This window comes from Sphingomonas sp. 28-62-20, from assembly GCF_002281505.1.
Genome location: NZ_NCGH01000008.1, coordinates 155,491 through 180,318 on the forward strand (window position 1 = coordinate 155,491; position 24,828 = coordinate 180,318).

The 24,828-nt window shown below is 62.6% G+C and carries 23 protein-coding genes; 12 read left to right on the forward strand and 11 right to left on the reverse strand.

What is annotated here, in order from left to right; translation table 11 throughout:
* Nucleotides 1-31 precede the first annotated feature (31 nt).
* Nucleotides 32-1,270: a TIGR04063 family PEP-CTERM/XrtA system glycosyltransferase gene (locus tag B7Y43_RS08770; protein ID WP_374131259.1), complete on the forward strand. Its 1,239-nt coding sequence runs from the start codon at nt 32-34 to the stop codon at nt 1,268-1,270.
* A complete protein-coding gene (locus B7Y43_RS08775) occupies nt 1,240-2,121 on the forward strand; it encodes a hypothetical protein (RefSeq protein WP_374131260.1) in 882 nt (293 codons plus the stop codon). The genes B7Y43_RS08770 and B7Y43_RS08775 overlap by 31 nt, the downstream gene beginning before the upstream one ends.
* A 13-nt stretch (nt 2,122-2,134) precedes the next feature.
* On the opposite strand, the gene B7Y43_RS08780 is transcribed toward B7Y43_RS08775, so the two are convergent.
* Together B7Y43_RS08780 and B7Y43_RS08785 are read right to left on the reverse strand one after the other, a co-directional pair.
* A complete protein-coding gene (locus B7Y43_RS08780; RefSeq protein WP_374131261.1) occupies nt 2,135-2,374 on the reverse strand; it encodes a hypothetical protein in 240 nt (79 codons plus the stop codon).
* Between the two features lie 41 nt (nt 2,375-2,415).
* Nucleotides 2,416-2,634 carry a hypothetical protein gene (locus B7Y43_RS08785; protein WP_374131262.1) on the reverse strand — a complete coding sequence of 73 codons (219 nt, stop codon included), beginning with the start codon at nt 2,632-2,634 and terminating at the stop codon, nt 2,416-2,418.
* Nucleotides 2,635-2,722: 88 nt separating this feature from the next.
* On the opposite strand from B7Y43_RS08785, the gene B7Y43_RS08790 reads away from it, so the two are divergent.
* Nucleotides 2,723-3,355 carry a S24 family peptidase gene (locus B7Y43_RS08790; RefSeq protein WP_374131263.1) on the forward strand — a complete coding sequence of 211 codons (633 nt, stop codon included), beginning with the start codon at nt 2,723-2,725 and terminating at the stop codon, nt 3,353-3,355.
* 15 nt (nt 3,356-3,370) lie between these two features.
* Here B7Y43_RS08790 and B7Y43_RS08795 read toward each other — a convergent pair whose 3' ends face one another.
* Complete coding sequence (locus tag B7Y43_RS08795) at nt 3,371-3,544, reverse strand: hypothetical protein (RefSeq protein ID WP_374131264.1); 174 nt, start codon at nt 3,542-3,544, stop codon at nt 3,371-3,373.
* Between the two features lie 118 nt (nt 3,545-3,662).
* Here B7Y43_RS08795 and B7Y43_RS08800 point away from each other — a divergent pair, with 118 nt between their 5' ends.
* The 3 genes from B7Y43_RS08800 (at nt 3,663) to B7Y43_RS08810 (ending at nt 10,177) form a co-directional block, all read left to right on the forward strand.
* Complete coding sequence (locus B7Y43_RS08800) at nt 3,663-3,911, forward strand: hypothetical protein (RefSeq protein WP_374131265.1); 249 nt, start codon at nt 3,663-3,665, stop codon at nt 3,909-3,911.
* A gap of 141 nt (nt 3,912-4,052) precedes the next feature.
* Nucleotides 4,053-6,014 carry an autotransporter assembly complex family protein gene (locus B7Y43_RS08805; RefSeq protein WP_374131266.1) on the forward strand — a complete coding sequence of 654 codons (1,962 nt, stop codon included), beginning with the start codon at nt 4,053-4,055 and terminating at the stop codon, nt 6,012-6,014.
* Nucleotides 6,011-10,177, forward strand: coding sequence for a translocation/assembly module TamB (locus tag B7Y43_RS08810; protein ID WP_374131267.1), 4,167 nt, complete (start codon nt 6,011-6,013; stop codon nt 10,175-10,177). Before B7Y43_RS08805 ends, B7Y43_RS08810 begins: the two co-directional genes overlap by 4 nt.
* A gap of 156 nt (nt 10,178-10,333) precedes the next feature.
* On the opposite strand, the gene B7Y43_RS08815 is transcribed toward B7Y43_RS08810, so the two are convergent.
* Nucleotides 10,334-11,176 (reverse strand): RimK family alpha-L-glutamate ligase, encoded by an 843-nt coding sequence (locus tag B7Y43_RS08815; RefSeq protein ID WP_374131268.1) that lies wholly within the window; start codon nt 11,174-11,176, stop codon nt 10,334-10,336.
* A gap of 12 nt (nt 11,177-11,188) precedes the next feature.
* Nucleotides 11,189-12,613 carry an aldehyde dehydrogenase family protein gene (locus tag B7Y43_RS08820; RefSeq protein WP_374131269.1) on the reverse strand — a complete coding sequence of 475 codons (1,425 nt, stop codon included), beginning with the start codon at nt 12,611-12,613 and terminating at the stop codon, nt 11,189-11,191.
* Nucleotides 12,614-12,865: 252 nt separating this feature from the next.
* Between B7Y43_RS08820 and B7Y43_RS08825 the strand changes: the two genes are divergently transcribed.
* The 3 genes from B7Y43_RS08825 (at nt 12,866) to B7Y43_RS08835 (ending at nt 15,256) form a co-directional block, all read left to right on the forward strand.
* Nucleotides 12,866-13,933 (forward strand): helix-turn-helix domain-containing protein, encoded by a 1,068-nt coding sequence (locus tag B7Y43_RS08825; protein ID WP_374131270.1) that lies wholly within the window; start codon nt 12,866-12,868, stop codon nt 13,931-13,933.
* Nucleotides 13,934-14,027: 94 nt separating this feature from the next.
* Nucleotides 14,028-14,834, forward strand: coding sequence for a sterol desaturase family protein (locus B7Y43_RS08830; protein ID WP_374131271.1), 807 nt, complete (start codon nt 14,028-14,030; stop codon nt 14,832-14,834).
* 50 nt (nt 14,835-14,884) lie between these two features.
* Nucleotides 14,885-15,256, forward strand: a complete 372-nt coding sequence (locus B7Y43_RS08835; RefSeq protein ID WP_374131272.1) for a hypothetical protein — start codon at nt 14,885-14,887, stop codon at nt 15,254-15,256.
* A gap of 140 nt (nt 15,257-15,396) precedes the next feature.
* Here B7Y43_RS08835 and B7Y43_RS08840 read toward each other — a convergent pair whose 3' ends face one another.
* From B7Y43_RS08840 to B7Y43_RS08850, 3 genes are all read right to left on the reverse strand, one after another.
* The gene (locus tag B7Y43_RS08840; protein ID WP_374131273.1) at nt 15,397-16,074 is read right to left on the reverse strand and encodes a nitroreductase; all 678 of its coding nucleotides are present in this window, start codon (nt 16,072-16,074) and stop codon (nt 15,397-15,399) included.
* A 125-nt stretch (nt 16,075-16,199) separates the two neighbouring features.
* Nucleotides 16,200-17,612: a type I glutamate--ammonia ligase gene (gene glnA / locus B7Y43_RS08845; RefSeq protein WP_374131274.1), complete on the reverse strand. Its 1,413-nt coding sequence runs from the start codon at nt 17,610-17,612 to the stop codon at nt 16,200-16,202.
* Nucleotides 17,613-17,705: 93 nt separating this feature from the next.
* The gene (locus B7Y43_RS08850) at nt 17,706-18,044 is read right to left on the reverse strand and encodes a P-II family nitrogen regulator (protein ID WP_374127727.1); all 339 of its coding nucleotides are present in this window, start codon (nt 18,042-18,044) and stop codon (nt 17,706-17,708) included.
* Between the two features lie 208 nt (nt 18,045-18,252).
* On the opposite strand from B7Y43_RS08850, the gene B7Y43_RS08855 reads away from it, so the two are divergent.
* On the forward strand, nt 18,253-19,104 hold the full coding sequence (locus tag B7Y43_RS08855; protein WP_374131275.1) for a hypothetical protein: 852 nt from the start codon (nt 18,253-18,255) through the stop codon (nt 19,102-19,104).
* A gap of 32 nt (nt 19,105-19,136) precedes the next feature.
* On the opposite strand, the gene map is transcribed toward B7Y43_RS08855, so the two are convergent.
* Nucleotides 19,137-19,961: a methionyl aminopeptidase gene (gene map, locus B7Y43_RS08860; protein WP_374131298.1), complete on the reverse strand. Its 825-nt coding sequence runs from the start codon at nt 19,959-19,961 to the stop codon at nt 19,137-19,139.
* 64 nt (nt 19,962-20,025) lie between these two features.
* Here map and B7Y43_RS08865 point away from each other — a divergent pair, with 64 nt between their 5' ends.
* Nucleotides 20,026-20,793, forward strand: coding sequence for a competence/damage-inducible protein A (locus B7Y43_RS08865; RefSeq protein WP_374131276.1), 768 nt, complete (start codon nt 20,026-20,028; stop codon nt 20,791-20,793).
* Between the two features lie 169 nt (nt 20,794-20,962).
* Here the strand turns inward: B7Y43_RS08865 and B7Y43_RS08870 are convergent, their stop codons facing one another.
* Together B7Y43_RS08870 and B7Y43_RS08875 are read right to left on the reverse strand one after the other, a co-directional pair.
* Complete coding sequence (locus B7Y43_RS08870) at nt 20,963-21,745, reverse strand: hypothetical protein (protein WP_374131277.1); 783 nt, start codon at nt 21,743-21,745, stop codon at nt 20,963-20,965.
* Between the two features lie 58 nt (nt 21,746-21,803).
* Entirely contained in the window at nt 21,804-22,562 is a 759-nt protein-coding gene (locus B7Y43_RS08875; RefSeq protein ID WP_374131278.1) for a hypothetical protein, read from the reverse strand.
* Nucleotides 22,563-23,177: 615 nt separating this feature from the next.
* On the opposite strand from B7Y43_RS08875, the gene ccoN reads away from it, so the two are divergent.
* On the forward strand, nt 23,178-24,818 hold the full coding sequence (gene ccoN / locus B7Y43_RS08880) for a cbb3-type cytochrome c oxidase subunit I (protein ID WP_374131279.1): 1,641 nt from the start codon (nt 23,178-23,180) through the stop codon (nt 24,816-24,818).
* Nucleotides 24,819-24,828: the final 10 nt, after the last annotated feature.

The following is a 24,828-nucleotide window of genomic DNA, read 5'->3' on the forward strand; positions in this document are numbered from 1 at the left end:
TTAAACACTGTTGTGGCAAGTCAGCTGCGTTATGCGCATTCTTCACATCCTTGATCACGGGCTGCCCTTGCAGAGCGGCTATACCTTTCGCACCCGCGCCATTTTGAAGGCGCAGATGGCGCGTGGCTGGCAGGTCGCGGCGGTCACTGGCCCGCGCCAGGGCGGCGATGCTGCGGACGAGCGCGTTGATGGGATAGACTTTTATCGCACCCCCACGCCCAAGCCCTGGATCAGCCCCTTTGGCGAATTGCGCGAGATTAGCGCGTTTTCAAGGCGCATTGGCGCGGTCATCAAGCAGTTTCAGCCCGACATCCTCCACGCCCATTCGCCCGTCCTCGATGCCCTTGCCGCGCGCCGCGCGAGTCGCCGCTATCATGTGCCGATGCTCTATGAAATTCGCGCCTTTTGGGAGGATGCGGCCGTCGGCAATGGCACCGGGATTGAGGGATCGTGGCGATACCGCGCGACGCGGGCGCTCGAAACGCGGATGGTGGGTAAGGTCAATGCCGTCGCGGTGATCTGTGAAGGGTTGCGCAGCGATCTTGTCGCGCGCGGGGTGCCGCCACAGCGGATCATGATCTCCCCCAATGGCGTTGATCTCACCTTGTTCGGCAAGCCATTGCCCTATGATGCAGCGCTGGCCGATGATCTTGGGATCGCCGGTGATGAGGTGATCGGCTTTATCGGCAGCTTTTATGCCTATGAAGGGCTTGCCGATCTGATCGCCGCGATGCCCCGATTGGTTGCGTCGCGCCCCCGGATGAAGCTGGTGCTGGTCGGCGGCGGCCCGTGCGAAGAAGCGCTGCGCGCGCAGGCTGAGGCCAGCGAGGTCGCCGCGCATATTCATTTCGTCGGCCGCGTGCCGCATCAACAGGTCGAGCGTTATTACAGCGTGATCGATGTGCTGGTTTATCCACGCAAGCGCATGCGGCTGACGGATCTGGTGACCCCGCTCAAGCCGCTAGAGGCCATGGCGCAGGGCCGACTAGTCGCGGCGTCGGATGTCGGCGGCCACCGCGAACTCATTCGCAACGGCGACACCGGCAGCCTGTTTCCGCCTGACAACCCCAAGGAAATGGCCCGCGCTATCGCGGCGCTGTTTGCCGATCGCGATGCCTGGCCAGCGCGCCGGGCGCGGGCGCGCGCCTTTGTCGAAGCGGAACGCAACTGGGCGAATAATGTCGCGCGTTATGCTCCTGTTTACCAAAAACTAATCGAATCCGCTGATAGATTGGCACCATGGTCGCACAATCCCGTCGTCAACGTCTGACCCTTCCTGTTGCGCCGCTTGCCGGTGCGCTGGTGGGGATCATGACCGCCGCGATGTTCGCGCTCGTGCCGGGCGATATGCTCGGCCGGTTGATCTTGCGCACGGGTATTGCCGCGATCATTCCTGCCGCCGAACCGCCATTAGGTGTAACCGCCCGGCTGGTCCTGATCTTGATGTGTGGCGGCGGCGCGGCGTTGGTCAGCTGGTTTGCCGTGTTCCTGATCACGGGATCGCGCACGATCATGTTTGGCAGCGATGCTGCGTCGACCGACGACGCTGATCCTGATCAAGTCGCACCGGTGCTGCGTCGTGCCGATGCGCATCCCGATGCGCCGTCGCGTCGTCCGGTCTTTGCGAATCGCGATCTCGGGACGCCCTTTCTGGACGTTCGCGCCCGGCACCTGGTCGCGGATGATACACCAGCCCTGGATAACGACATCGCTCATCCGCCGCTGCCGCTGCGGCGCGAGGTGCTGGACCTCCCCGGCGATCTTGATCAGCTGCTCTCGGTCTTTGATCCGGGTGCCATGCCGCCAAGCGTCGCACCTGCGTCGCCCGTGCCCCCACCGGCTCCCCCGCGTCAGCAGATTTTCGCGCCGACCGAGCGCTTTGAAACATTTGAACTAACGCCGATGGTGCGCCCAACGCCCGGTGACCCGGTGCCGCCGGCCACTGAACCACGGACACCGCGCGACACGCAGGCAACGATTGCCGCGCTGCTCGAACGGCTCGAACGCGGGGTAACCACCCGCGCGGACCGCGCACCCGTGCCAGATGTCAGCCGAATGAAGCGCGATGAGGGGTTACAGGAAACCCTGGTGTCGCTGCGCCGGATGGCAACGCGCGATTGATCGGTTCGCGCCATTACCGCGTTTCAACCGTCAGTATTTCCAGATCGGCTTCCACGCGACCCGCGCTTTTGCGCGTGGCGCTGATGGCGAGATCGGCGACCAGGTGTCCGCTGATCGCGAATTCGGCGTCGGCCAAGCCGCCTAACCAGCGCTCGATCGCTGGGTTGAGCGGGGCGGCCAGCGTGATCTGATGCCTGGCACCGACAAAGGTGGCGCTGGCCCATTGATCCCAATCAGCCGTTACTATTTCCACCGGGCAGTCAGCGCGCCTGGCCTGTTGGGCGATGGCGCGGGTTAGCGCAGTGCCGATATCGGGGCCGCGGCTCCTGATCGGGCCTGATCGGCAAGCGTGGCAATCGCGGCCTCGATCCGGGCCACCGTGCGCTCACGCGGCTCGCGGCCGCGCCGCATATCTTCCACCAGCCGTGGATCGTTGACGGCAAGCCGACCAAATTTGGTGGGCGGCATCGCCGATTGCCGCAGGAACCGCTCCACTTTCAACAACATAGACATGGCAATCTCCCGAGTCTTTGATAATGTTCATTGTTTGTTCTCACATTTCCAACTTGTCTAGGAAAAATCCTACGCGTAGTGTTCGGCGATGGATCAGGCGGAAGTTCGTGCCGCTTTGGCGGCTCTGGCGCTGGCGCGCGGCGAAAGCCTGGCCGCTTTGTCGCGGCTGATTGGGCGCAACGCCGCCTATCTTCAGCAATTTGTGACGCGCGGATCGCCGCGCGCGCTGCATGAGCAGGACCGGCGCGTGCTTGCGGCTTATCTTGGCGTAGCGGAGGCGGTGCTGGGTGCGCCGATTTCAGCCCCAGCGACGGGGGCGCTGGTACGCGTGCCGCGCATTGATGCGGTCGCGCTGACCGGGCCGGGTGGATTGCTGGAGGGCGATCGCGCCTTGGCGGGCGAAGCGATAGATCCCGCGCTGCTGCGCCAATGGGGTGTGGAGCCTGCCAGCCTTTCGATCATCACTGCGCGCGGTGAATCCATGCTGCCGACGATTGCCGACGGTGATGACATGTGGGTTGATCGCGCCGATGTGCAGCCCAGCGCGCGCGGCGGAATCTATGTCGTGCGGTTGGCGGCAGGTCTGGTGGTCAAGCGGCTGGTGCCGCGCGGCGGCGGCCTGCTGGTCACCAGCGACAACCCCGACTTTCCGCCGTTTGTAGCGGATCCGGAGATGGAGGTTATCGGCCGGGTCGTCCGGCTCACGCGCCTGCTGAGATAGCGATAATCGGGCAGTTCAGCGGCGGTCGCGCAGCCAGATGAGGATCGCCAGGATAACGCCGACGCCGATGCCGACGAACAGCCCGCGCGTCGATTCGCCGAAAAAAGCGCCACCAAAGGCGCCAACCATGGCGCCGATCGCAATCAGGAAGCCGCCAGCGGCGGGGGTGCGGGAAGGGGAATCGCTCATCCAACTGCCCTGCCATGGGATGGCACCGCACGCCAGTGGAACGATAGCGTAATTACCGACGCTGTGTTTACCATTGCCCGTAATCGTCCCGCCAGCTTTGCTTGTTATTCGCTTGGCCATGGCGTTTCCCCGATTTGATCACTCTGATGAGGCTGCCCCGCCCATCCCCTATCTCCATGATCGCGGCGCCGTTGATGCTGCGGCCGACCTGATTCTGCGCTTCGGCGATGATGCCGGTTTTGAGGCGGCGGCCTTGGCGGAGCGCAGCCGCAATCTGGGCAATGCCATTGGCTTTTGCCGCTGGCGGCAGATTGAGCGGCTGATTGTGTTGCTCGCAACCGGGCGCTCCTTTGGCACGGTTCACTGACGAACCCTGCGGCACAACGAGCCCAGCTTGCGTTGAATTTCGTTACGCCCCCGGTGGGCAACGCTGTCCCTTCCAGGTTGCGGGCGCTAGAGCGGCGCGATGCTATGGCATAGTCAATTAGGTGGTACACGACGAGGCAGGATGGCTTTTGCAGCGCTGATGGCGATTGTGATGCCACACGCTGTTCAGGCACAGGACGTGCCGGCATCAACTCGCCTAGCACCCACGCAGGACTCCACGGGTCAGGTGCCGGCATCCAATGACATGCTTGATCCGGGGTCACCAATGGCACTCCTGCCCGATATTGGCGTGGCATGGCCAGACCTGGCTGCCACCACCGAAGCGACCGATACCGACAGCACCAAAACCGATATCGCTGATCTGACCGGCTATAGTTACCGGATCGACGGCATCGATGCGGTCGCCGATGCGGTGTTCAAGGCGCGGTTCGATGCGCTTTCGACGCTGCGCATTCATCGCGGCGAACCCTCCAATGCCGCGCAGATCGAACGGCGGGCGCGTGAAGATGCAGCGCTGTTGCAATCGCTGTTGCGCGGCGCAGGCTATTATGATGCCGAAATCAGCAACAGCCTGGAGACGCAGGGCGGCGAGCCACTGGTGGTGCTGAACGTTGTTCCTGGGCCGCAATATCGTTTCGATACGGTCACGCTGCCCGGCCTGGCTGCTGCCGGGGATCAGGCAGCGCCGCTGCGCAAGGAGTTCGGCGTCGCTGCCAATGATCCGGTCGATGCCGACGCCATCTCGGTCGGCGAGGCGACCGTTCGGGCGCGGATTGGCGAGAAGGGCTTTCCCTTTGCCAAGATCGACAAGCCAGAAATTGTCATCGACCACGCCACCCAGACGGCAACGCTGGAAATGCGCGTTGAACCGGGTGGCGCGCGGACCTTTGGCCGGGTCGTTACGCCACCCAATACATTGATGAATGCCCGGCACATTGAAAAAATCGCGCGGTTCAAGGCGGGCGACTCTTTTGACGAAAGCCAACTCGACGATCTCCGCCGTGCCTTGATCCAGACGGGTATCGTCTCGTCGGCTGAAGTGAAGCCGGTGGAGGGCAAGGCGCCCGGTACGGTGGATATCGATGTCACCTTGCTCCCCGCGCCGCTGCGTACCATTGCGGGCGAAATCGGTTATGGCACTGGTGAAGGCGTGCGCGCGGCGGCGAGCTGGACGCACCGAAACCTGTTTCCGCCCGAAGGCGCATTCACCGCGCGGGCGGTTGCCGGTACGCAGGAGCAATCGGGCGGCGTCATCTTCCGTCGCAACAATTTTGAAGGGCGCGATCGTGTGCTGACCGCGCAGCTCATCGCCTCCAACGTCAATCGCGCTGCTTTTCAGGCCACAACCTATTCGTTGAGCGGCAGCCTGGCGCGCCAGACGACGATCTTCTTTCAAAAGGCCTGGACCTGGTCGATCGGTGCCGAACTGGCAGCATCGGACGAACGCGACGTGATTGTCTCAACGGGCGTGGCCCGACGCCGGACCTTCTTCATCGCCGATTTGCCGGTCAGCCTAAATTATGACGGGTCAGATGATCTGCTCAACCCGACCAAGGGGTTCCGGCTCGGTGGGCGGGTATCGCCCGAGCTGTCGCTGCAGGGCAGTGCTTTTGGCTATGCGCGCGTCCAGCTCGACGCCAGCGCCTATCAGGCGCTTGGTGATCGGGTGGTGATTGCGGGCCGAGTCCGATTGGGCACGATCGCGGGTGCGCCGCGTGATGCGATTGCGCCGTCGCGGCGCTTTTATGCAGGCGGCGGCGCTTCGGTGCGCGGCTATGGCTTTCAGGCGATCGGTCCGCGCGATCCGAACAACGACCCCATTGGTGGCCGCAGCCTTACCGAATTCTCCATCGAGGCGCGCATCAAGGCCTTTGGGCCGTTCGGGCTCGTCCCGTTTTTCGATGCGGGGAACATCTATACCTCTAACCTGCCGCGCTTCACCGCGCTGCAATTTGGGGCGGGGCTTGGCCTGCGCTATTATTCGAACTTCGGGCCGATCCGTATTGATGTCGGCACACCGCTCAACCCGCAACGCGGCGATCCGCGCGTGGCGGTTTATGTATCGCTGGGGCAGGCTTTTTGACCGAGGCTGACGATCAGCCCGCGCCGCGCGCGGGAGCCGCTCGGGTCTGGCGATGGCTTGGCGGCCTGATCGCTGGGCTCGTCGTGCTGTCGCTGGCCGGGCTGGCGCTGCTTGATTCAAGCATCGGTCACCGCTTCCTTGCCGATCAGGTTGGCGCGCTGCGGCCATCGAACGGGCTGCGCTATTCGGTCGGCAGGATCGACGGATCGGTGTTCGGCGACGCAACGCTGATTGATGTGCGCGTGCGCGATCCAAAAGGGCTGGTCCTGGTGGTGCCACGCGCGTCGATCAGTTGGGTGCCGCTCGCCTGGCTGTCAAACCGGCTTGAGATCAAGCGACTGACGATCCCTGAGGCCAGGCTGGTGAAGCTGCCGGAAACGGTGCGGACCGGCAAACCAAGCCCGGCGCTGCCCAGCTTTGATATCCTGATCGGGATGCTGCGGATTGATCGGCTGGCGATTGACCGCCGCGTTACCGGCACGGCGCGGATGGGAAGCCTCGCTGGGCGCGCGGATATTCATGATGGCCGGGCGCTAATCGATCTGCGTGCGCTGGTCGAAGGCAGCGATCGGTTGCTGCTCAAACTCGATGCCGAGCCGGATCGCGATCGCTTCGATATTGATCTGCACGCTGAAGGCGCTGCCGACGGTATGCTCGCCAAGCTTGCCCGCCTGACCAAGCCGATCAAGGCCCGGATCGCGGGCCAGGGGCGCTGGTCGCGCTGGCGCGGCACGGCGTTGTTCGATGTCGGCGGCAAGCGTGTTGTCGATCTCGCGCTGGGCAACCAGGCGGGGCGCTATACACTGTCGGGTGCGCTGACGCCGTCGCGCGTGTCGACCGACAAGTTCGTCCGGCTGGCCGTGCCGCAGATCATGATCAACGGCGCGGCGACATTGGTGGCGCGACAGCTTGATGGCCAATTGACGCTGCGATCGTCGGCACTGGCGATTGACATGGATGGCGGGCTTGATCTCGCCGACAGCGCTTTCCGCAAGCTGCAGATCCGCACCCGGTTGCTGCAGCCCGCTGCCTTGCTCACTCGGATGGTCGGTCGCGCGGTTGAGCTGCGGGCGATCCTGGATGGCGGCTTTGCCAATGCGGCATTCGATTATCGGCTCTCGGCCGATTTCGTGTCGTTCGGCAAGGAAGGCTTCAACAAGGTCGTTGCCGCCGGCAAGGGGCGGTTGGGCAAGCAGCCCGTGGTGGTGCCGATCCATCTGAGCGTCGCTGAAGTTAGCGGAATCGACAAGGTTGCTGGCGAGATTTTGCGCAACCTGACGCTGGACGGCAAGCTGCTGGTCTCGGCCGCACTGATCAACGGCGCTGATCTTCAGTTCAAATCGGACAAGTTGAACGGCAGTCTGAACCTGCTCGTCGATCTCAAAAATGGTCGCTTTGATGTTGGGATTCAGGGCGCGCTGGGCCGATTCACTATTCCTGGGCTCGGCATCGTCGATGTGGTGTCGACGCTGAACGTGGTCCCCGATCCGAGTGGCAAGGGCGCACGCATCCTGGGCAAAGCCAGCGTGCAGATGATCCGGCTCGACAATGAATTTTTCCGGTCCTTGGCCGGTGGCTTGCCCCGGCTGACCGCCAATCTTGAACAATCGACGGATGGCATCCTGCATTTCAGTAATCTGGTCCTGACCGCGCCCGATATCCGGATCGTTGGCAATGGCTATCGCCGTCGCGACGGCAGCTTTTATTTCGACGGGAGCGGCAACCAGCACAGTTATGGCCCGCTGACGCTGAAGCTTGATGGCCGAATCGAACGCCCCACGCTCGACATCACGCTTGCCCGTCCCAATGAGACGCTGGGCCTGCGCCAGGTCCGGGCGCATCTTGATCCGACACCGGCGGGATATCGGCTCACCGCATCCGGCGGATCAACGCTGGGTGACTTCGATTTGCGCGGTGGGCTCGATCTGCCCAAGGGCGGACGCGCGACGATCGTGATCGATGCGCTTGATGCCGGTGGCATCAAGGCAAGCGGATCGTTGCTGGCGGCCGATGGCGGCTTTGATGGCACGCTGACTGTCGGCGGCGGGGGCGGGGTGACCGGCGTGATCAGCTTTGCGCCGATTAAGGGCGTACAGCGGATAGAGGTGCATCTCGATGCCGCCAATGCGCAGGTTTTGGGCAATGCGGTGCTGCGGCGCGGCAGGCTCGATCTGGTTACGATGCTTGATGCCAAGGGCGCGACGGTTGAGGCAAGCGCCAAGGGTACAGGGCTTCGTCGTGGCTCGCTTGGGCTGGCGCGATTTGACGGCACAGCGTCGCTGCGCGGCGGTGTCGGCACGATCAAGGCAGCGATTGCCGGGTCGCGTGGTCGCGCCTTCGACATTCGCGGCGAGGCCGATGTGACCGCTGACCGCTATCGGATCACCGCTGCGGGGACGATTGATCGGCGACCGATCAAGCTGCTGAGCCCGGCGGTGGTGACGCGATCCGGCGATGGCTGGCGGCTTGCGCTGACCCGGCTGGATTTTGCGGGCGGCACTGCCGAAATTGGCGGCCAGTTCTCCAGCGATTCGGCGGCGATCGACGCCACCGTGTCGCGACTGCCGATGACCATTCTTGATATCGTCTATCCGGGCCTTGGCCTGGCGGGCAGCGCATCGGGAAAGCTCAGCTATGCCGACGGCGGCGGCGCGGCGCCGGTGGGCAAGATGGACATGACGGTACGCGGGCTCAGCAGGTCGGGGCTGGTGCTGTCTTCCAAGCCGATCGACCTGGGGGTCGCGGGCGTCTTGCAAGCCAATAATGCTGCCTTGCGGGCAGTGATGGAAAGCGGCGGCAAGACGATCGGGCGGGCGCAGGCGCGGCTGTCGCCGCTTGGCGCAGGCAGCTTGCGCGCCCGGCTCGCCAATGCCCAGCTATTCGCCCAAGTCCGCTATGACGGCCCCGCCGATACCCTGTGGCGGTTGACCGGCATTGAATTGTTTGATTTGTCCGGCCCGATCGCAATCGGTGCCGATCTGGGCGGCAGGGTCAATGATCCGCGCATACGCGGGGTGGTGCGCGCAAAGGGCGCGCGGATTGAAAGCACGACCACCGGCACGGTGCTGACCGGGGTCGAGGCGACCGGCACCTTCAACGGATCGCAACTGAGCTTCAGCAATTTTGCCGCCGATGCGGGCAAGGGCGGGCGCGTGACGGGCAGTGGCAGCTTTGATTTCGCTGACGTCAACGGTTTCGGCATTGATCTGAAGTTGCAAACTGACAAGGCGGTGATGATCAATCGCGACGATATCGCCGCGACGGTCACCGGGCCGATGACAATTCATTCAAGCGGCGCTGGCGGGGTGATTGCTGGCGATCTGGTGCTTAATGCCAGCCGCTATCGGCTTGGCCAGGCGGTTTCCGCCACGGCGGTGCCGCAGCTCAACATCAGGGAGATCAACCTGCCCGATGATACGGGCATTGAGGATAGCCGACAGCGCGCACTGTGGACGCTCGATGTGCGCGCACGCGCCAGCAATGGGCTGCGCGTCAATGGGCTGGGGCTGACCAGCGAATGGACGGCTGATCTGCAGATTGGCGGCGCGCCAGACAATCCCGCCATTGCTGGCAGGGCGGACATCATCCGTGGGACTTATGAATTTTCTGGTCGTCAGTTCGACATCGACCGTGGCGTGATCCGCTTTGGCGGGGAAACACCGGCCAATCCTGTTATCGACATATCGGCTAATGCCGACAGCACGGGCCTGTCGGCATCAATTCAGGTGACTGGCCCCGCGACCCGTCCGGAGATCAACTTTTCAAGCGTCCCCGCGCTGCCGCAGGACGAACTCCTGTCGCGGCTATTGTTCGGCACGTCGATCACCAACTTGTCGGCGCCCGAAGCCCTGCAGCTCGCCGCCGCCGTTGCCTCGCTGCAGGGGCGGGGCGATGGTCTCAATCCGATCAACGCGCTGCGCCGCGTCGCCGGGCTTGATCGGTTGCGGATTCTGCCGGCCGATACCAGCCTTGGTCGGACGGGATCATCCGTGGCCGCTGGCAAGTTCATTACGCGCAAGCTTTATGCGGAAATCATCAGTGACGGGGCGGGGTATTCAGCAACGCAGGTCGAATTCCGGGTGACGCGCTGGCTGTCGATCCTGTCGACCATCTCGACGATCGGGCGGCAGAGCGTCAACGTCCGCGTGTCCAAGGACTATTGAGCTGACGTCCTTAGAGTGTGATGACGTTAGGTTAATTGAACCCCACACCCGTTCGGCCCCGGATCAGGTCCGGGGGAAGTCGAAGCCCACGCGATACGCATACCCTTCGACTTCGCTCAGGGCGAACGGGGTATGGGTTGATCCAATTCGGAGTCATCACACGCTAACGGCCGCCCCGACCGCAGTCGCCAGGCGGGCGGGCACCTCCGGATCGAGATCGGGATAGAGATCGGGTTCGATCGCCTCCAGCTCCATCAACGCCAATGTGCCATCGGCCAGCCGGATCAGATCGACCCGTGCATAAAGCGGCGCGGCGGGCAGGGCGGCGAGCGCATGCCGGGCAATCGCCATCGCCTCTACGCTGGGATTAAGCGGGGTGAAGACCCCGCCAAATTGCGGCTGCACGCGAAAATCGCCGGGCTTGGCGACCTTGCGCGCGGCATTGCTGAAGGCACCGCCAATGAAGATCAGCGACAATTCGCCCTCATCGCCAACCGCCGGGATCAGCGGCTGGATAATCGCCTGGGGCAGAAGATCCACCGAGCCGCCACGTGCGATCCGCGTGGTGCGATAACTGCCGCCCGAGATTTGCGGCTTCACCACCAATTCAGCCACGCCAAACGCATCAAACGCGGCATCGACGCTGGCCTGATCAGCATCGCCGAACCAGCTCGGCACGATTGGCACGCCATCCGCCGACAACGCCGACAGATAGGTTTTGCGCGTATTCCAGCCGAGCAGGGCGGGCGGATTGAGCAGCAACCGATCGGCGGGCCATGCCGCCAGCATCGCCTGCCAGGCCGCCACCCGGTGGTGATAGCCCCAGGCAAACAAGGCGAGCGCCGCCGCACCGTCGCCCGGCCCCAAATCCCAGGGCCGGGGCGAGATCATCAGCCCGGCATCAGCAAAGGCCTGCGTATAGGGCAGCAGCGTTTCCGCTGCCATTTCGGCATAGGGATCGCCCGCCACCGGCATCAACATATCGATGATCACCGGCATGGCGGGTGGCGTTCAGGCAGGCTCGCCGACGATGGTCTTCACTTCCATGAAATCGGTCAGGCCATATTTGCCATTTTCACGGCCATTGCCCGATTGCTTATAGCCACCAAACGGGGCGTTGCCGTCGGGGCTCCAGCCGTTGATCGTGACAAGCCCGGCGCGCAGTTTCGGTGCGACCTTTGCCGCCGCCGCCGGATCGCCCGAGATCGTCGCGGACAGGCCATAAGGTGTGTCGTTGGCGATCCGGATGCCCTCTTCCAGCGTGCCATAGCTGGTGATCGTGGCGACGGGGCCGAAGGTTTCCTCCTGCGCGATTTTCATGTCGGGGGTGACATCGGCAAACAGCGTCGGCTTGATATAATAGCCCGAATTGCGGCCATCCGGACGCCCAACCCCGCCAGTTACCAAGGTCGCGCCTTCGTCGATCGCTGACTGGATCAGCCCCTGAATCTTGTCGAACTGCGCCTTGTTGACGACCGGGCCGATATGCGCGCCCATTTCGGCGGGGTCACCGACGGTTGTCGCCTCGAACATCGCCTTCGCGACGGCGACGGCACCTGCGGTCTGCGATGTGTGGACCAGCAGCCGGGTCGGCGCGATGCAGCTTTGCCCAGAATTGGCGAGCACGCCCATCAAGGTCGGCGGCAGCACGGCCTGCAAGTCAGCGCCCTCCAGCACCAGATTGGGGGCCTTGCCGCCCAGTTCCTGATGCACCCGCTTGACGGTGGCAGCGGCAGCCTGCGCGACCGCGATGCCCGCGCGGGTCGATCCGGTAAAGCTCACCATATCGACATCGCGGTGGCTCGACAGCGCCGCCCCGACGCCGGGCCCGTCGCCATTGACGAGGTTGAACACGCCCGCCGGCACCCCTGCCTTGTCGAGGATTTCGGCCAGAATCATCGCACAGCCCGGTGCTTCTTCGGACGGCTTCAGCACGATCGTATCGCCAGCGGCGAGCGCGGGCGCGACCTTGGCGGTGATCTGATTGAGCGGCCAGTTCCACGGCGTGATCATCGCGACGACGCCCAAAGCCTCATGCACGACGCGCGCCCGGCCCAGCCGTTCTTCGAACGGGAAATCATTGAGCGCCTTCAGCGTCGAGATGAAATGGCCAAGCCCCGCGGGCACTTGTGCCGCGCTGGCAAAGCCGATCGGCGCGCCCATTTCCTCGCTCACCGCCTTGGCAAGATCGGGCATGCGCGCTTTATATTCCTCGATGATCCGGGTCAGCAGTGCGGCGCGTTCTGCGACCGTGGTCTGCGACCAGCCATCAAACGCGGCGCGCGCAGCAGCGACGGCCTTGTCAACATCGGCCTGGGTGCCGAGCGTGATTTCGGTGCACGCCGCTTCGGTAGCGGGGTTAATGACGTGGTGGACCGTGCCGCCATCGCTCGCGACCCAGGCGCCGTTGATATAGTGTTTCAGATAGCTGTGCATGGCTTGCTCTCCACTGGGTCCGCGACGGTGCGCGATCATCTTATCGCCGCGAGGGATGCCAGCGAGGGCGGTGGGTTGCAAGGTGAAACGGGGGAATGCGCGCGATTGGTTGCGCGGTTCGGGGAGGCAGTGTGGCGAGGGGGTAGCCGAGACGCAAACAGGCTGAGCGTGGCAAAACAATACCCACCCCATTGGCAATCCCTTCGCGCTGCGAATAGACTGAACGCGACGAGCTGGGGAGCGCAGACAGCGGTGGAGCCATGGCAAATCCTTGACCTGCTGTTTCGCGGGATGGCCGTTGGTGCGCAATTGGGGCTCGGCATCTCACTCGCGCGCAGCGCTGACAATCGTGCGCTGAGGATCGCGACCTTGCTGTTCGTTATCAGCAATATCGGCTTCACGCTCAACGGTTTCCATCCCATCGGGCGAATCATTGGACCCGCCCAGGTCCTGCTTTGGCTTATCCAGATTGGCGGCGCGGGCTATTTTTGGCTCTTTGCCGTCACCCTGTTCGAGGATCGCCAGCTAACCGCGATGAGCGTCGCGCCGTCGGCCGCACTTACCTTGATCGGCCTGTTCGGTGAATATGGCCCGCGGATAACGGCGCCAGCGATTTGGGGCGTGCACAACATCTTTGGGCTATTGCTCGCGCTGCACGCGCTGGTGGTGATTATCCGGTCGGGCCGCAATGATCTGGTTGAGGCGCGGCGTCGGCTGCGCGTGCCCTTTCTGGTGTTGATCGCGGTATTTTCGATCGTGCTCAGCATCGCCCAGATCGGCCAGATATTGGGCATCAATGCCAGCTGGTATGAATTCGCAAACGCCTCAATCCAGGCCATGTTGGGCATTGCCGGCGTGGCGGTGCTGCTTGAGGCGCGACCGGCACTGTTCGGCGTCGCGGGCGGCGGACGGTCAACGCCGATCGAATCGCGCGCGGTTGACGACAGCGTGATCTGGCTCGATCGATTGCAGCAGGCAATGGACGCCGACGCGCTGTGGCGGCGCGAGGGGCTGACGATTGGAGACCTTGCCAAGGCGATCGGGTTGCCTGAGCACCGGCTGCGGCGGCTGATCAACGACCGGCTCGGGCACCGCAACTTCGCCAATTTCGTCAACCAGCGCCGCATTTCGGAGGCGCGCACGCTGCTGAGTGATCCCGCAAGCGCCACGCGCAATGTTGCGAGCATTGCGTTTGATCTGGGATTTGGCTCGCTGGGTCCCTTCAACCGCGCCTTTCGAGAGGCGACCGGGGTAACGCCGACCGAATTTCGCCGCTTGGCACTGCGCGATGCCTCGTCGATTCCCGAAAACCCTCGCTGATTTCAGAATCAGCCAGCATTTCCGCCATATCGGCGAGACCATCGCCGCCCCGTTAAACGAAGAGCGCCCCACCTGATCAAAGGAGGGTTCGCTCATGTCGTTGGACTATCTTGCATCGCTGGGGTCGCACTGGGTGCTGCTCATGCTCGGCGATGTCATTCGTTATGTAATTTTCGCCACCAGCTTCTGGTTGCTGCTCTGGTATGGGCTGGCAAGGCCGCTCGCCAACCGGCGGATCCGCAGCCAACGCCCGCCCGGTCGCCAGCTCCGCAAGGAGTTTTTCTACTCGCTGCGGTCGATCGCAGTATTTTCCACCGTCTCACTCGCAGTGACGATCGCGCATCATCTCGGCTGGTGGAAGGGCAGCCAGATCGCCGCAAGCTGGGGCCCCGTCTGGTTCTGGGCCAGCCTCGTGCTGATGATCGTGGCGCACGACGCCTATTTCTACTGGGCGCACCGGCTGTCGCACCACCGCAGTTTGTTCCGCTGGGTGCATCGCCGCCACCACCTCAGCAACAATCCCTCGCCCTTCACCGCCTATAGCTTCGACTGGCCAGAAGCCGTGCTGATGGGCAGCTTCGTGCCGCTCTGGGTGCTGATCGTGCCGACGTCGTGGGTCGTCGTTGATCTGTTCGTGCTCCACCAGATTGTGCGCAACACGCTGCTCCATAGCGGGATCGAAGTGATGCCGGCGCGGCGCGATGGTCGCCCGCTCTTCGACTGGATGTCCACGACAACGCATCACGATCTCCATCATGGGAAGGTTGGGTGGAACTTCGGCCTCTACTTCACTTGGTGGGATCGCTGGATGGGCACCGAACACCCCGATTATCACCGCCACTTCGCGGCTGCCGTGCGGCGCCCGCTTCCCGATCCGGCTGGCGACCCCGTCGCGGCCTGATGTCCCCAACCCCAAACCAACCCGAAAACTGAAAGGAACTGATGATGTGGATGACGAAATTAATGCTGATGACCGCCATGCTGAGCGAAGCGGGGGCAATGCCAAACCCCTCGCCGCTGCTGGGCACCTGGACCGAGATTAACGGCCCTGGCGCCGCGCGGATCGAGCCGTGCCGCACCACGCCCGATCGGCTCTGCGCGACTGGGCTTGCCCGCCGCCCCAATGGCCAGCCTGGCCAGACTGAAACCGGCCTTGTGCTGTCCGACGTTACGCTTGATGGACCCAATCGCTGGCGCGGCACCTATCACGACGGCAAGCGGCTGTTGCCCGCCACGCTGCGGCTAATGTCGCCGCGCGTCGTCGAAATGAAGGTGTGTATCCTGATGTTCTGCCAAACGGCGCAATATGCCAGGGCGGCCTAATCACCGTTCCATCCTTGCCCTCACCACTGCCCCGCCCCGATAATTGGGGCGGGGCAGGTTCAGGTGATGGGGGGCGCTGACGCAGGTGGCGGTGGCCAATGCGGGGGTTGGAGCGGGGGGCGGAAGCAGGCTGGCTGGGCCTATTCCTCAAACCCCACAAATACCGCCGCTTCATCAACCGTCTTGCGCGTTGAGACCACTGCATTGGCGGGAAAGCTATCGTCGGGCCAGCCCAGCGCGATGCTCTTCATGATCACTTGATCATCGGCAATGCCCGCATGCTCGCGCACCACGGGCGATTGCATGATCCCCTGGCTGTTGATCACCGTGCCCAGCCCACGCGACCAGGCGGCGTTGACCAGCGCGGTCGCAACCGCACCGCAATCAAATGGGGTATCGTCGCTACCGTCGAGGACCTTGTCATAAGTGATGATGACGCAGACGGGCGCATCAAACTGGCGGAAGCCGCGCAGCACCCAATCCTGGCGCATCTCCTGATCATCGCGGGCGATGCCCATTGCGGAGAAGAGCTGCTTGGCGACGCCGATCTGCCGGTCGCGGTGCTGGCCCGCAAACGCCTGGCCCGTCCGGAACTCGCGCGATTGCGGCACGCCGGCCAGCGTCCGTTCGGTATTGCCCGCCCGAATGCGATCCAGCGGTTCGCCGGTGATGACGTAGAAATTCCACGGCTGCGTATTCATTGATGACGGCGCCCGCATGGCGATGGCCAGAATTTCCTCAATCAGCGCGCGGGGAACGGGATCGGGCTTGTAGCCGCGGATGCTGCGGCGGCCGAGCATGACGTCGTCAAATTGCATGGGGGCTCCTGGAAAGGGTTGCGGCGGGCAGGCGTAGCGAATTGGGCGGTAGAGGGAAGCCCCAACGCAAAGCGCCCGGGATGTTCCCACCCCGGGCGCTTCGGCTTTTGTCGTGATCGCGTGGATTACGAGCTGTAATACATGTCATATTCAACCGGGCTCGGCGTCATTTCCCAACGGGCGACGTCAGCGCGCTTGATCTCGATATAGGCTTCGATCTGGTCCTTGGAGAACACATCGCCCTTGAGCAGATAGTCCATATCCGCCTCAAGGCTGTCGAGCGCCTCCCGCAGCGAACCACACACCGTCGGGACCAGCTCGAGCTCGGCGGGCGGCAGGTCGTACAGGTTCTTGTCCATCGGCTCGCCCGGATGGATGCGGTTCTGGATGCCGTCCAGCCCCGCCATCAGCAGCGCCGAATAGCAGAGATACGGGTTGGCGAGCGCGTCCGGGAAACGGAACTCGACGCGCTTGGCCTTGCTGCCCGTGCCGTAAGGGATGCGGCACGACGCCGAACGGTTGCGGCTCGAATAGGCCAGCAGCACCGGCGCTTCATAACCCGGGACCAGCCGCTTGTAGCTGTTGGTCGACGGGTTGGTGAAGGCGTTCAGCGACTTGGCGTGCTTGATGACACCGCCAATGAAATACAGGCACATGTCGCTGAGGCCGGCATAGCCATTGCCCGCAAAAAGCGGCTGGCCCTTTTCCCAGATCGAGATGTGGGTGTGCATGCCCGACCCATTATCTTCCTTGATCGGCTTCGGCATGAAGGTTGCGGTCTTGCCATAAGCGTGTGCGACCTGGTGGACGACGTACTTATAGATCTGCATCCGGTCCGCCGTGGTGACGAGCGTGCCGAAGGTCAGGCCGAGCTCATGCTGCGCGGCGGCGACTTCGTGGTGATGCTTGTCGCATGGCAGGCCCATCTCGATCATCGTCGAGACCATCTCGCCACGGATGTCGACGGCGCTATCGACCGGCGCAACCGGGAAATAGCCGCCCTTGGCGCGGGGGCGATGGCCGAGATTGCCGCCCTCATATTCGCGACCGGTGTTGCCGGGCAGTTCGATGTCGTCGATCTTGTAATAGCTGGTCGAATAGCTGTTTTCGAAGCGGACATCATCGAACATGAAGAATTCGGCTTCGGGGCCGACATAGACGGTGTCGCCGATGCCAGTCGTTAGCAAATATTGCTCGGCACGCTTGGCGGTCGATCGCGGATCGCGGGCATAGAGCGCGCCGGTCGATGGTTCGACGACGTCGCAGAACAGGATCATCATCGGCGTGGCCGAGAATGGATCGACATAAACCGCGTCCAGATCGGGCTTGAGGATCATGTCCGATTCGTTGATCGCCTTCCAGCCCTCAATCGAGGAACCGTCGAACATCAGGCCGTCGGTCAGCTCGTCCTCGCCGATCACTGACGAGACCATCGTCAGATGCTGCCACTTGCCCTTGGGATCGGTAAAGCGAAGATCGACCCACTCAATCTCGTCGTCCTTGATCATTTTCAGGATTTTGCCGGCGTCGTTGGCCATTGGTCTTGCCCTTTCGAATTAAATTGTCTCACCGGCGGACCGGAGAATCATGTTGCGGCGCAATGCGTACTTTTCACATAATGCTGCGCTGCGTCAAATCGCGTTTTCGTCACGCTCGCCGGTGCGGATGCGCAGCACGGTTTCAACCGGAATAACGAAAATCTTGCCGTCGCCGATCCGCCCGGTCTGTGCAGCCGCAGCGATCGCCTCGACCACGCGGTCGGCCATGGCGTCTTCCACGACCACCTCCAGCTTCACCTTGGGCAGGAAATCAACGACATATTCGGCACCGCGATACAGCTCGGTATGGCCCTTTTGCCGACCAAAGCCCTTGGCCTCGGTAACGGTGATGCCGCTGACGCCCACTTCGTGCAGCGCCTCCTTCACTTCATCGAGCTTGAAGGGTTTGATGATCGCTTCGATCTTTTTCACGCTGTGCCCCGATTTTTTTTGAAGGTGACGCCTCTGCCTGTCGGTATCCCTTACAACAAGCGTGCCAAGGGTGCGAGAGGAGGGAGAGTAAGGATTTGAGCGCCATTGTCGCTGGTGGCGTGCCCAACCGTCGTGCAATCGGCCAGCATCTGCCCTATTTTGCGGCACGCGCCGTGGCGACGGGGGCGATGCGAAAAGGGATCAGCCGTTGACGACCAAATTGCGCCAATCCTTGCTCGGCTTTTTTGGGGCGGCTTCGCTGGTCGCGGTTCTAGCTGGATGCTGGACGGCGGCTGATGCCGGGGTGGCGATCGGGGTATGGGGCCGCATGATCGCGGCCTGGCTGGTCGGCTTGGTCATAGCGATCGCCATGGGTTGGTCTGGATCGCGCGGCGAGCAGCGCCTGGCGGGCATCGCGCCGCTTATCGTGACCGTCATTGCCCTGTTGCTGCTGGCGGCATGCTTTGCTGATCCGGGGTTGCAGGGCGTCCATCGCTGGATTGTCGTTGGTGCGATTCGGATCAATGCGGCGGCGATCGTCCTGCCGCTGATGATTGTGGTGCTGGGCCAACGGGTATGGGGCCCCATCGCCATGATCGCCGTCCTGCTGTTGCTGGTGGCGCAGCCCGATGCGTCGCAGGCAAGCGGCTTTGCCGTCGCTGCAATCATTTTGCTGCTGGCGGGCAAGCGCACGCCGGGGGCGTTGGCATCAGTCGCGGTCGTGGCCGTACTGGGCATGATCGCCTGGTCCCGCCCGGATCCATTGATAAGCGTTGCCGAGGTTGAAGGCATTATCGGCCTGGCATGGCAACGGGCGCCGGTGGTTGCGGCCGTCGCGGTCGTGGCGCTCACGCTCGCGACAGCCGCGCCGATCTTAAGCGGTTTTCGGTCGAATCGGGCCACGGCTCTGGCGCTCGCAGCCTATCTGGCAGGTACCGCCATCGCCCCAGCGATCGGGGCCTTCCCGGTGCCGCTGGTCGGCATGTCAATGAGCCCGATTATCGGCTTCTGGTTGGGCATCGGGGCACTCGGCGCACAGCGTCAGGCTTCTCGGCCCTAAACGTCCTGGCCCCGCGCGTCCTGGCCCCGAGCTCAATAAGGCGGCTGATGCAGGCCCTTTGGACTCGTGGTGAAAATCTCGCAGCCGTCTTCGGTGATGCCGATCGAATGTTCGAATTGGGCGGAGAGCGATCGGTCGCGCGTCACCGCCGTCCAGCCATCGTCGAGCATTTTTACATCGGGGCGGCCGATATTGATCATCGGTTCGATCGTGAAGAACATGCCGGGGCGCAATTCCGGCCCAGTGCCGGGGCGACCGACATGGACGACTTCGGGCGCGTCATGAAACAGGCGGCCGACGCCGTGACCACAGAAATCGCGCACAACGCCATAACGATGCCGCTCGGCATGCGCCTGAATGGCATAGCCAACATCGCCGAGCGTGTTGCCGGGGCGGGCCTTTTCGATGCCGAGCATCAGGCATTCATAGGTGACGTCGACCAGCCGTCTGGCCTTTAAGGGGACGTCGCCGACCAGATACATGCGGCTCGAATCACCGTGCCAGCCGTCAAGCAACGGGGTCACGTCGATATTGACGATGTCGCCGTCCTTCAGCGTCTTTTCGCTGGGAATGCCGTGGCAGACGACATGATTGATCGAGATGCAGCAGCTATGGGTATAGCCGCGATAGCCAATCGTTGCGGGAACGCCGCCACCCGCCATGATGAATGTGCGGACAAGATCGTCGATCGCCGCCGTGGTCACACCGGGCACGACATGCGGCACCAGCATGTCGAGCGTTTCGGCGGCGAGGCGGCCGGCCCGGCGCATGCCTTCAAAGCCAGATGAATCGTGCAGCTTGATCGCGCCGGTGCGCGTCATCGGTGCCTGGGCGGTTACATTTTCGTAGACAGTCATCATTTCAATATAGCGTGATCGTGCAGGCTTTGCGAGGGGGGCGGGGTTACGCTATGCGGCGCGGATGACCATTGCCGCCACCTCCCGCATCTGGACTGCCGCCCTTGTCGTGATTGGCGACGAAATCCTGTCGGGGCGCACTCAGGACAAAAATGTCGCGCAGATTGCCGCCTGGCTGAACGTCCAGGGCATTCGCCTGGCCGAAGTGCGCGTGGTGGCAGACAAAACCGACGCGATTGTCGAGGCGGTCAATATCCTGCGCGCGCGCAATGATTATCTGTTCACGACCGGCGGCATCGGGCCGACGCATGACGACATCACGGTCGATGCGATAGCCGAAGCACTGGGGGTGGCGGTGGTGCATCACCCGCGCGCGCTTGCCGTGCTCAATCGCTATTATGAAACGCGCGGTGGGTTGACCGAGGCGCGCAAGCGGATGGCGCGGGTGCCAGACGGCGCCGATCTGATCGAAAACCGCATGTCGGGCGCGCCGGGTATTCGTATTGGCAACATCTTCGTGATGGCTGGCGTCCCGCACATCACCGCCGGCATGCTCGATGCGCTGACTGGCACCCTGGAAGGCGGCCTGCCCGTCCTGTCGCGAACGATTGGCTGCTGGGTCGCCGAAAGCGAAGTGTCTGACATTTTGCGCGAGGCCGAACGCAGCCATGATGGCGTGGCGATCGGCAGCTATCCGTTTTTTCGCGAAGGCCGGGTCGGCGCAAATTTTGTCGTGCGCGCGACTGATCAGGTGCTGGTCGATGGCTGTGTCGGCGCGCTGACCGATACGCTGGTGGCGAGCGGCTGGGTGGTGACCGAGGGCGGCATTTAGCCAGTAGCCCGCTTCGCGCTGCGCCTGGGTTCGGTGCGATGCCCCAAAGGCGCCTATCCGCGAAGCGCCACTGACCCGAGGGTCCGAATATCCAATAGATCATTGATCCCCGGGCGCGAACCTCGATTATAAGAGTCCATCGTCAGTAGGGCCATGAGGACGTCATTGTTCATTGATGACGCTCCTTGACGAAGTCACTAAAGGCGATGCGCTGGGCAAATGTTGGGGTCGTGGTAGGTTCGAAATCATCGTCAAGGCTTTTTGGCGTAGCGCTATCGAGCCAGGGCAATCGCGCCAAAATACCCGAAGTTACGGGATCGTCGGTGCGTTCGGCGGTGATGCGCCGCAGTTTAACCCCCGCGCCAAAACTCGCGGAGAGATCGTCCGGATTGATCTTCTCGACCGATTTGGGATCGGCGAGATCGCGGAAGCGGACCATCATCGGCCAGGCGCTTGGCGGGTCGCCGGGTTTGTGCCTTGATCCAATCCTGTCCGGATAATCGCGGGGGATCACCTGCGCACCGGCAAGCGCGAGCGCTGCCTTGAAGCGCAGGTCGAAGTCCAGGTGGCTTGAATTTGGTAAGCCACGAGTCGTAGCAAGCGGTACCTGCGGCGCGGCGAGAAACAACACCGTCGACGCCCAGTCTATTAATTGCTCCGAACGCAATAGCGCAAACAGGACGCCGCGCCGCCCGAGATCCACGCTGACGGCCTCGCCGCGAGTGGAAATCCAAAGCATGCCGGGGTTGGGAATGCTGTACTGCCAGGCACGGCCGGTATGCACCTCGATCACGCTCGACCCGGTCCGCAGCCCCTCAGGCGTGTCGATCTCCACCGTCAGCCGATACCGGTAGGTGGGATATTGCTTGCCCAATATATTGCCGCAGCCCGGCAGCGCCGCCATCATTGACCCGGCCAGCAGCATGGCGGCGATGGCCCGTCGGTTGATCATGCGACGGCCCAATTGGCGAAGCCATCGGTCGTCTTGCTCGAACTGAATATGCCAGCATTCATTTGCCCATTCCGATCGCAAAATCACCGTCTGTTAGACGAGAGCTGAGTGGTGTTTGGCTTCTTGGAACCCAGTCGCCAGTCTTGGGGTCGCGCGGGTGCTCAGTCAGCGAGCCCTCCGTGTGTTTCAGCCAGGGCAATCGCGCCAAAATACCTGAAGTTACGGGATCGTCGGTGCGTTCGGCGGTGATGCGCCGCAGTTTAACCCCCGCGCCAAAACTCGCCGAGAGATCGTCCGGATTGATCTTCTCGACCGATTTGGGATCGGCGAGATCGCGGAAGCGGACCATCATTGGCCATCCGGTTGGCGGGTTGCCAGGCTCACGCCATGACTCGGGAAACTCAGCAAAGTCTCGGGGGATGACGCGGGCGCCGGTCAGGGCAAGCGTCGCCTTCATTCGCATATCGAAGTCCAAGTCGCTGGAATTGGGCAAGCCCCGGTTGACCGAACGCGGCACGGGCGGCGCCAGCAGGAACATCAAATTGTGGGTCCAGCCTTCCGCCATCTCTGAACGCAGGAGCGCAAACAGGATGCCGCGCCGCCCGAGATCCACGCTGACGGCCTCGCCGCGACTTGAATGAAGGACCTGGCCCGGATTGGGAATGCTGTAGGGTCCTGCCAACCGCGTCGTCACCTCGATCACGCTCGACCCTGTTCGCAAGCCCTCTGGCGTTTCCACCTCCACCGTCAACCGATAGCGGTAGGTGGGATAGCGATTGCCAAAATCCTCACCGCAACCCGACAGGATCGCAAGCACCGATCCCGCGAGCATCATCTTTGCGACTTTTCTTCGGTTCATCATCTTGCAAAACCTACAATCAAATAAACGTCTGAATCATGATTATGATCATATTATAAAGAAAATATAATGACTTAGGTTTTTTGCCAACGGCGGTTTAAATTCACCATTTTTGGCGTCAAATCAGCATTCATGGTTAATGTATTGCGCTGGCCTATCTGGTCTTCGAAGACTGACCTGTCCGTCATCTGGAAAAAATAGCGTGGTTTCGGGGATGGTCGGTCGTTTGCCCAGCCGGCATGGTCATGGCATCCGACCGGCCTTTGGTCGCCGTGACACACGTTGCCGGGCGCGGGTGTAGAGCGTTACGAGCCGCCGTTCCCCTATGACGGTGGTGAGATCGAAATCGCCGGAACTATTTGGCCCTCCATGGCGGCGCGCCAGGCCCTACGCACAATCCCCCTGAAACAAGCGGCCTCAGCCTTGGCGCGTGGAACTTGTCGGGTCGGGGAGCATTGAGGATCTGGGCCGCTTTCAAACACCGCCATCTGCTGACAACCAGTTTGACCGAAATCAAGGGACCGCTCGGTTCGCCCGTCCATAGCGGCATTGTCCAAAGGGAAGGGACCAGGGATGGATTCGATAGTTGCTCGGGCGGGGATATGGATGATCCTTGCCCTATTTGCCGCCAGTTGTGCGATGCTCGCCGTCGATTGGGGGTTTGCCGTTCATATGGGCATCGCCGCGACGGCGGCGCTGATCACAGCCTTTGTGTCGATCCATCGCGCCGGGGACAGCGCCCCACGAACGGTTGATACCAGCCGCTATTATGACGAGGTGATCCGCTGGGGCGTGATCGCCACTGCCTTTTGGGGCGTGGTGGGGTTTGCCGCCGGGCTGTTCATCGCGCTGCAGCTCACCTTTCCGCTGCTCAATTTCCCGACGGAGTTCACCACCTTTGGGCGGTTGCGCCCGCTGCACACCTCAGCGGTGATTTTTGCGTTTGGCGGCAATGCGCTGATCTGTTCGAGCTTCTACATCGTCCAGCGCACCTGCCGGGCGCGGTTGTTCATGCCCGCGCTCGCCCGCTTCGTGTTCTGGGGGTACCAACTCTTCATCGTGCTGGCCGCCACCGGCTATCTGATGGGCGTGACTGAGGGCCGCGAATATGCCGAGCCCGAATGGTATGTCGATCTCTGGCTGACGCTCGTCTGGGTCAGCTATCTGGTGGTCTTCGCCGGCACCATTCTGAAGCGGTCAGAACCGCATATCTATGTCGCCAACTGGTTTTTCCTGGCGTTCATCATCACCATTGCGATGCTGCATCTGGTCAACAACCTGTCGATGCCGGTGTCGTTCCTGGGCTCCAAATCCTATTCGGCCTTTGCCGGGGTGCAGGATGCGCTGACCCAGTGGTGGTACGGCCACAACGCGGTCGGCTTTTTCCTGACGGCCGGGTTCCTGGGCATGATGTATTATTTCGTGCCCAAACAGGCTGAGCGGCCGATCTACAGCTATCGCCTGTCGATCGTGCATTTCTGGTCGCTGATCTTCCTCTATATCTGGGCGGGTCCGCACCACCTGCATTACACCGCGCTGCCCGATTGGGCGCAGACATTGGGCATGGTCTTTTCGATCATGCTGTGGATGCCGAGCTGGGGCGGCATGATCAACGGGCTGATGACGCTCAACGGCGCGTGGGACAAAATCCGCACTGATCCCATCATCCGCATGATGGTCGCCAGCCTCGCCTTTTACGGGATGAGCACCTTCGAAGGGCCGATGATGTCGGTGAAGGCCGTCAACTCTCTGTCGCATTACACCAACTGGACGATCGGCCATGTCCATTCGGGTGCGCTCGGCTGGAACGGGATGATCACCTTCGCAGCGCTTTATTTCATGACGCCGCGGCTATGGGGCCGAACCCGGCTCTATTCGCTCCGGATGGTCAACTGGCACTTCTGGCTCGCGACGCTGGGGATCGTGCTTTACACCGCATCGATGTGGGTGGCGGGCATCACCCAGGGCTTGTTGTGGCGCGAATATGGGGCGGACGGCTTTCTCGTCTATTCCTTCGCCGAAGTCGTCCAGGCGCTGCATCCCTATTATCTGATCCGCGCGGCAGGCGGCCTGCTCTACCTCAGCGGGGGCGTGGTGATGATCGTCAATCTCTGGATGACGATCGCCGGCAAGCTCCGCGACGAGGCGCCGCTCACCCAAACACCGTTCGATGCGAGCCGGGACCATCCGCTCGCCCCGTTCGCCGCCAGATAAGGGACTAAAC

Excerpts from the sequence above, each read along its gene's own strand:
- B7Y43_RS08770 (WP_374131259.1), top strand. The coding sequence starts at position 32 with ATGCGCATTCTTCACATCCTTGATCACGGGCTGCCCTTGCAGAGCGGC.
- B7Y43_RS08775 (WP_374131260.1), top strand. The coding sequence starts at position 1,240 with ATGGTCGCACAATCCCGTCGTCAACGTCTGACCCTTCCTGTTGCGCCG.
- B7Y43_RS08785 (WP_374131262.1), bottom strand. The coding sequence starts at position 2,634 with ATGTCTATGTTGTTGAAAGTGGAGCGGTTCCTGCGGCAATCGGCGATG.
- B7Y43_RS08790 (WP_374131263.1), top strand. The coding sequence starts at position 2,723 with ATGGATCAGGCGGAAGTTCGTGCCGCTTTGGCGGCTCTGGCGCTGGCG.
- B7Y43_RS08795 (WP_374131264.1), bottom strand. The coding sequence starts at position 3,544 with ATGAGCGATTCCCCTTCCCGCACCCCCGCCGCTGGCGGCTTCCTGATT.
- B7Y43_RS08800 (WP_374131265.1), top strand. The coding sequence starts at position 3,663 with ATGGCGTTTCCCCGATTTGATCACTCTGATGAGGCTGCCCCGCCCATC.
- B7Y43_RS08805 (WP_374131266.1), top strand. The coding sequence starts at position 4,053 with ATGGCTTTTGCAGCGCTGATGGCGATTGTGATGCCACACGCTGTTCAG.
- B7Y43_RS08815 (WP_374131268.1), bottom strand. The coding sequence starts at position 11,176 with ATGCCGGTGATCATCGATATGTTGATGCCGGTGGCGGGCGATCCCTAT.
- B7Y43_RS08820 (WP_374131269.1), bottom strand. The coding sequence starts at position 12,613 with ATGCACAGCTATCTGAAACACTATATCAACGGCGCCTGGGTCGCGAGC.
- B7Y43_RS08830 (WP_374131271.1), top strand. The coding sequence starts at position 14,028 with ATGTCGTTGGACTATCTTGCATCGCTGGGGTCGCACTGGGTGCTGCTC.
- B7Y43_RS08835 (WP_374131272.1), top strand. The coding sequence starts at position 14,885 with ATGACGAAATTAATGCTGATGACCGCCATGCTGAGCGAAGCGGGGGCA.
- B7Y43_RS08840 (WP_374131273.1), bottom strand. The coding sequence starts at position 16,074 with ATGCAATTTGACGACGTCATGCTCGGCCGCCGCAGCATCCGCGGCTAC.
- glnA (WP_374131274.1), bottom strand. The coding sequence starts at position 17,612 with ATGGCCAACGACGCCGGCAAAATCCTGAAAATGATCAAGGACGACGAG.
- map (WP_374131298.1), bottom strand. The coding sequence starts at position 19,961 with ATGACTGTCTACGAAAATGTAACCGCCCAGGCACCGATGACGCGCACC.
- B7Y43_RS08865 (WP_374131276.1), top strand. The coding sequence starts at position 20,026 with ATGACCATTGCCGCCACCTCCCGCATCTGGACTGCCGCCCTTGTCGTG.
- B7Y43_RS08870 (WP_374131277.1), bottom strand. The coding sequence starts at position 21,745 with ATGATCAACCGACGGGCCATCGCCGCCATGCTGCTGGCCGGGTCAATG.
- ccoN (WP_374131279.1), top strand. The coding sequence starts at position 23,178 with ATGGATTCGATAGTTGCTCGGGCGGGGATATGGATGATCCTTGCCCTA.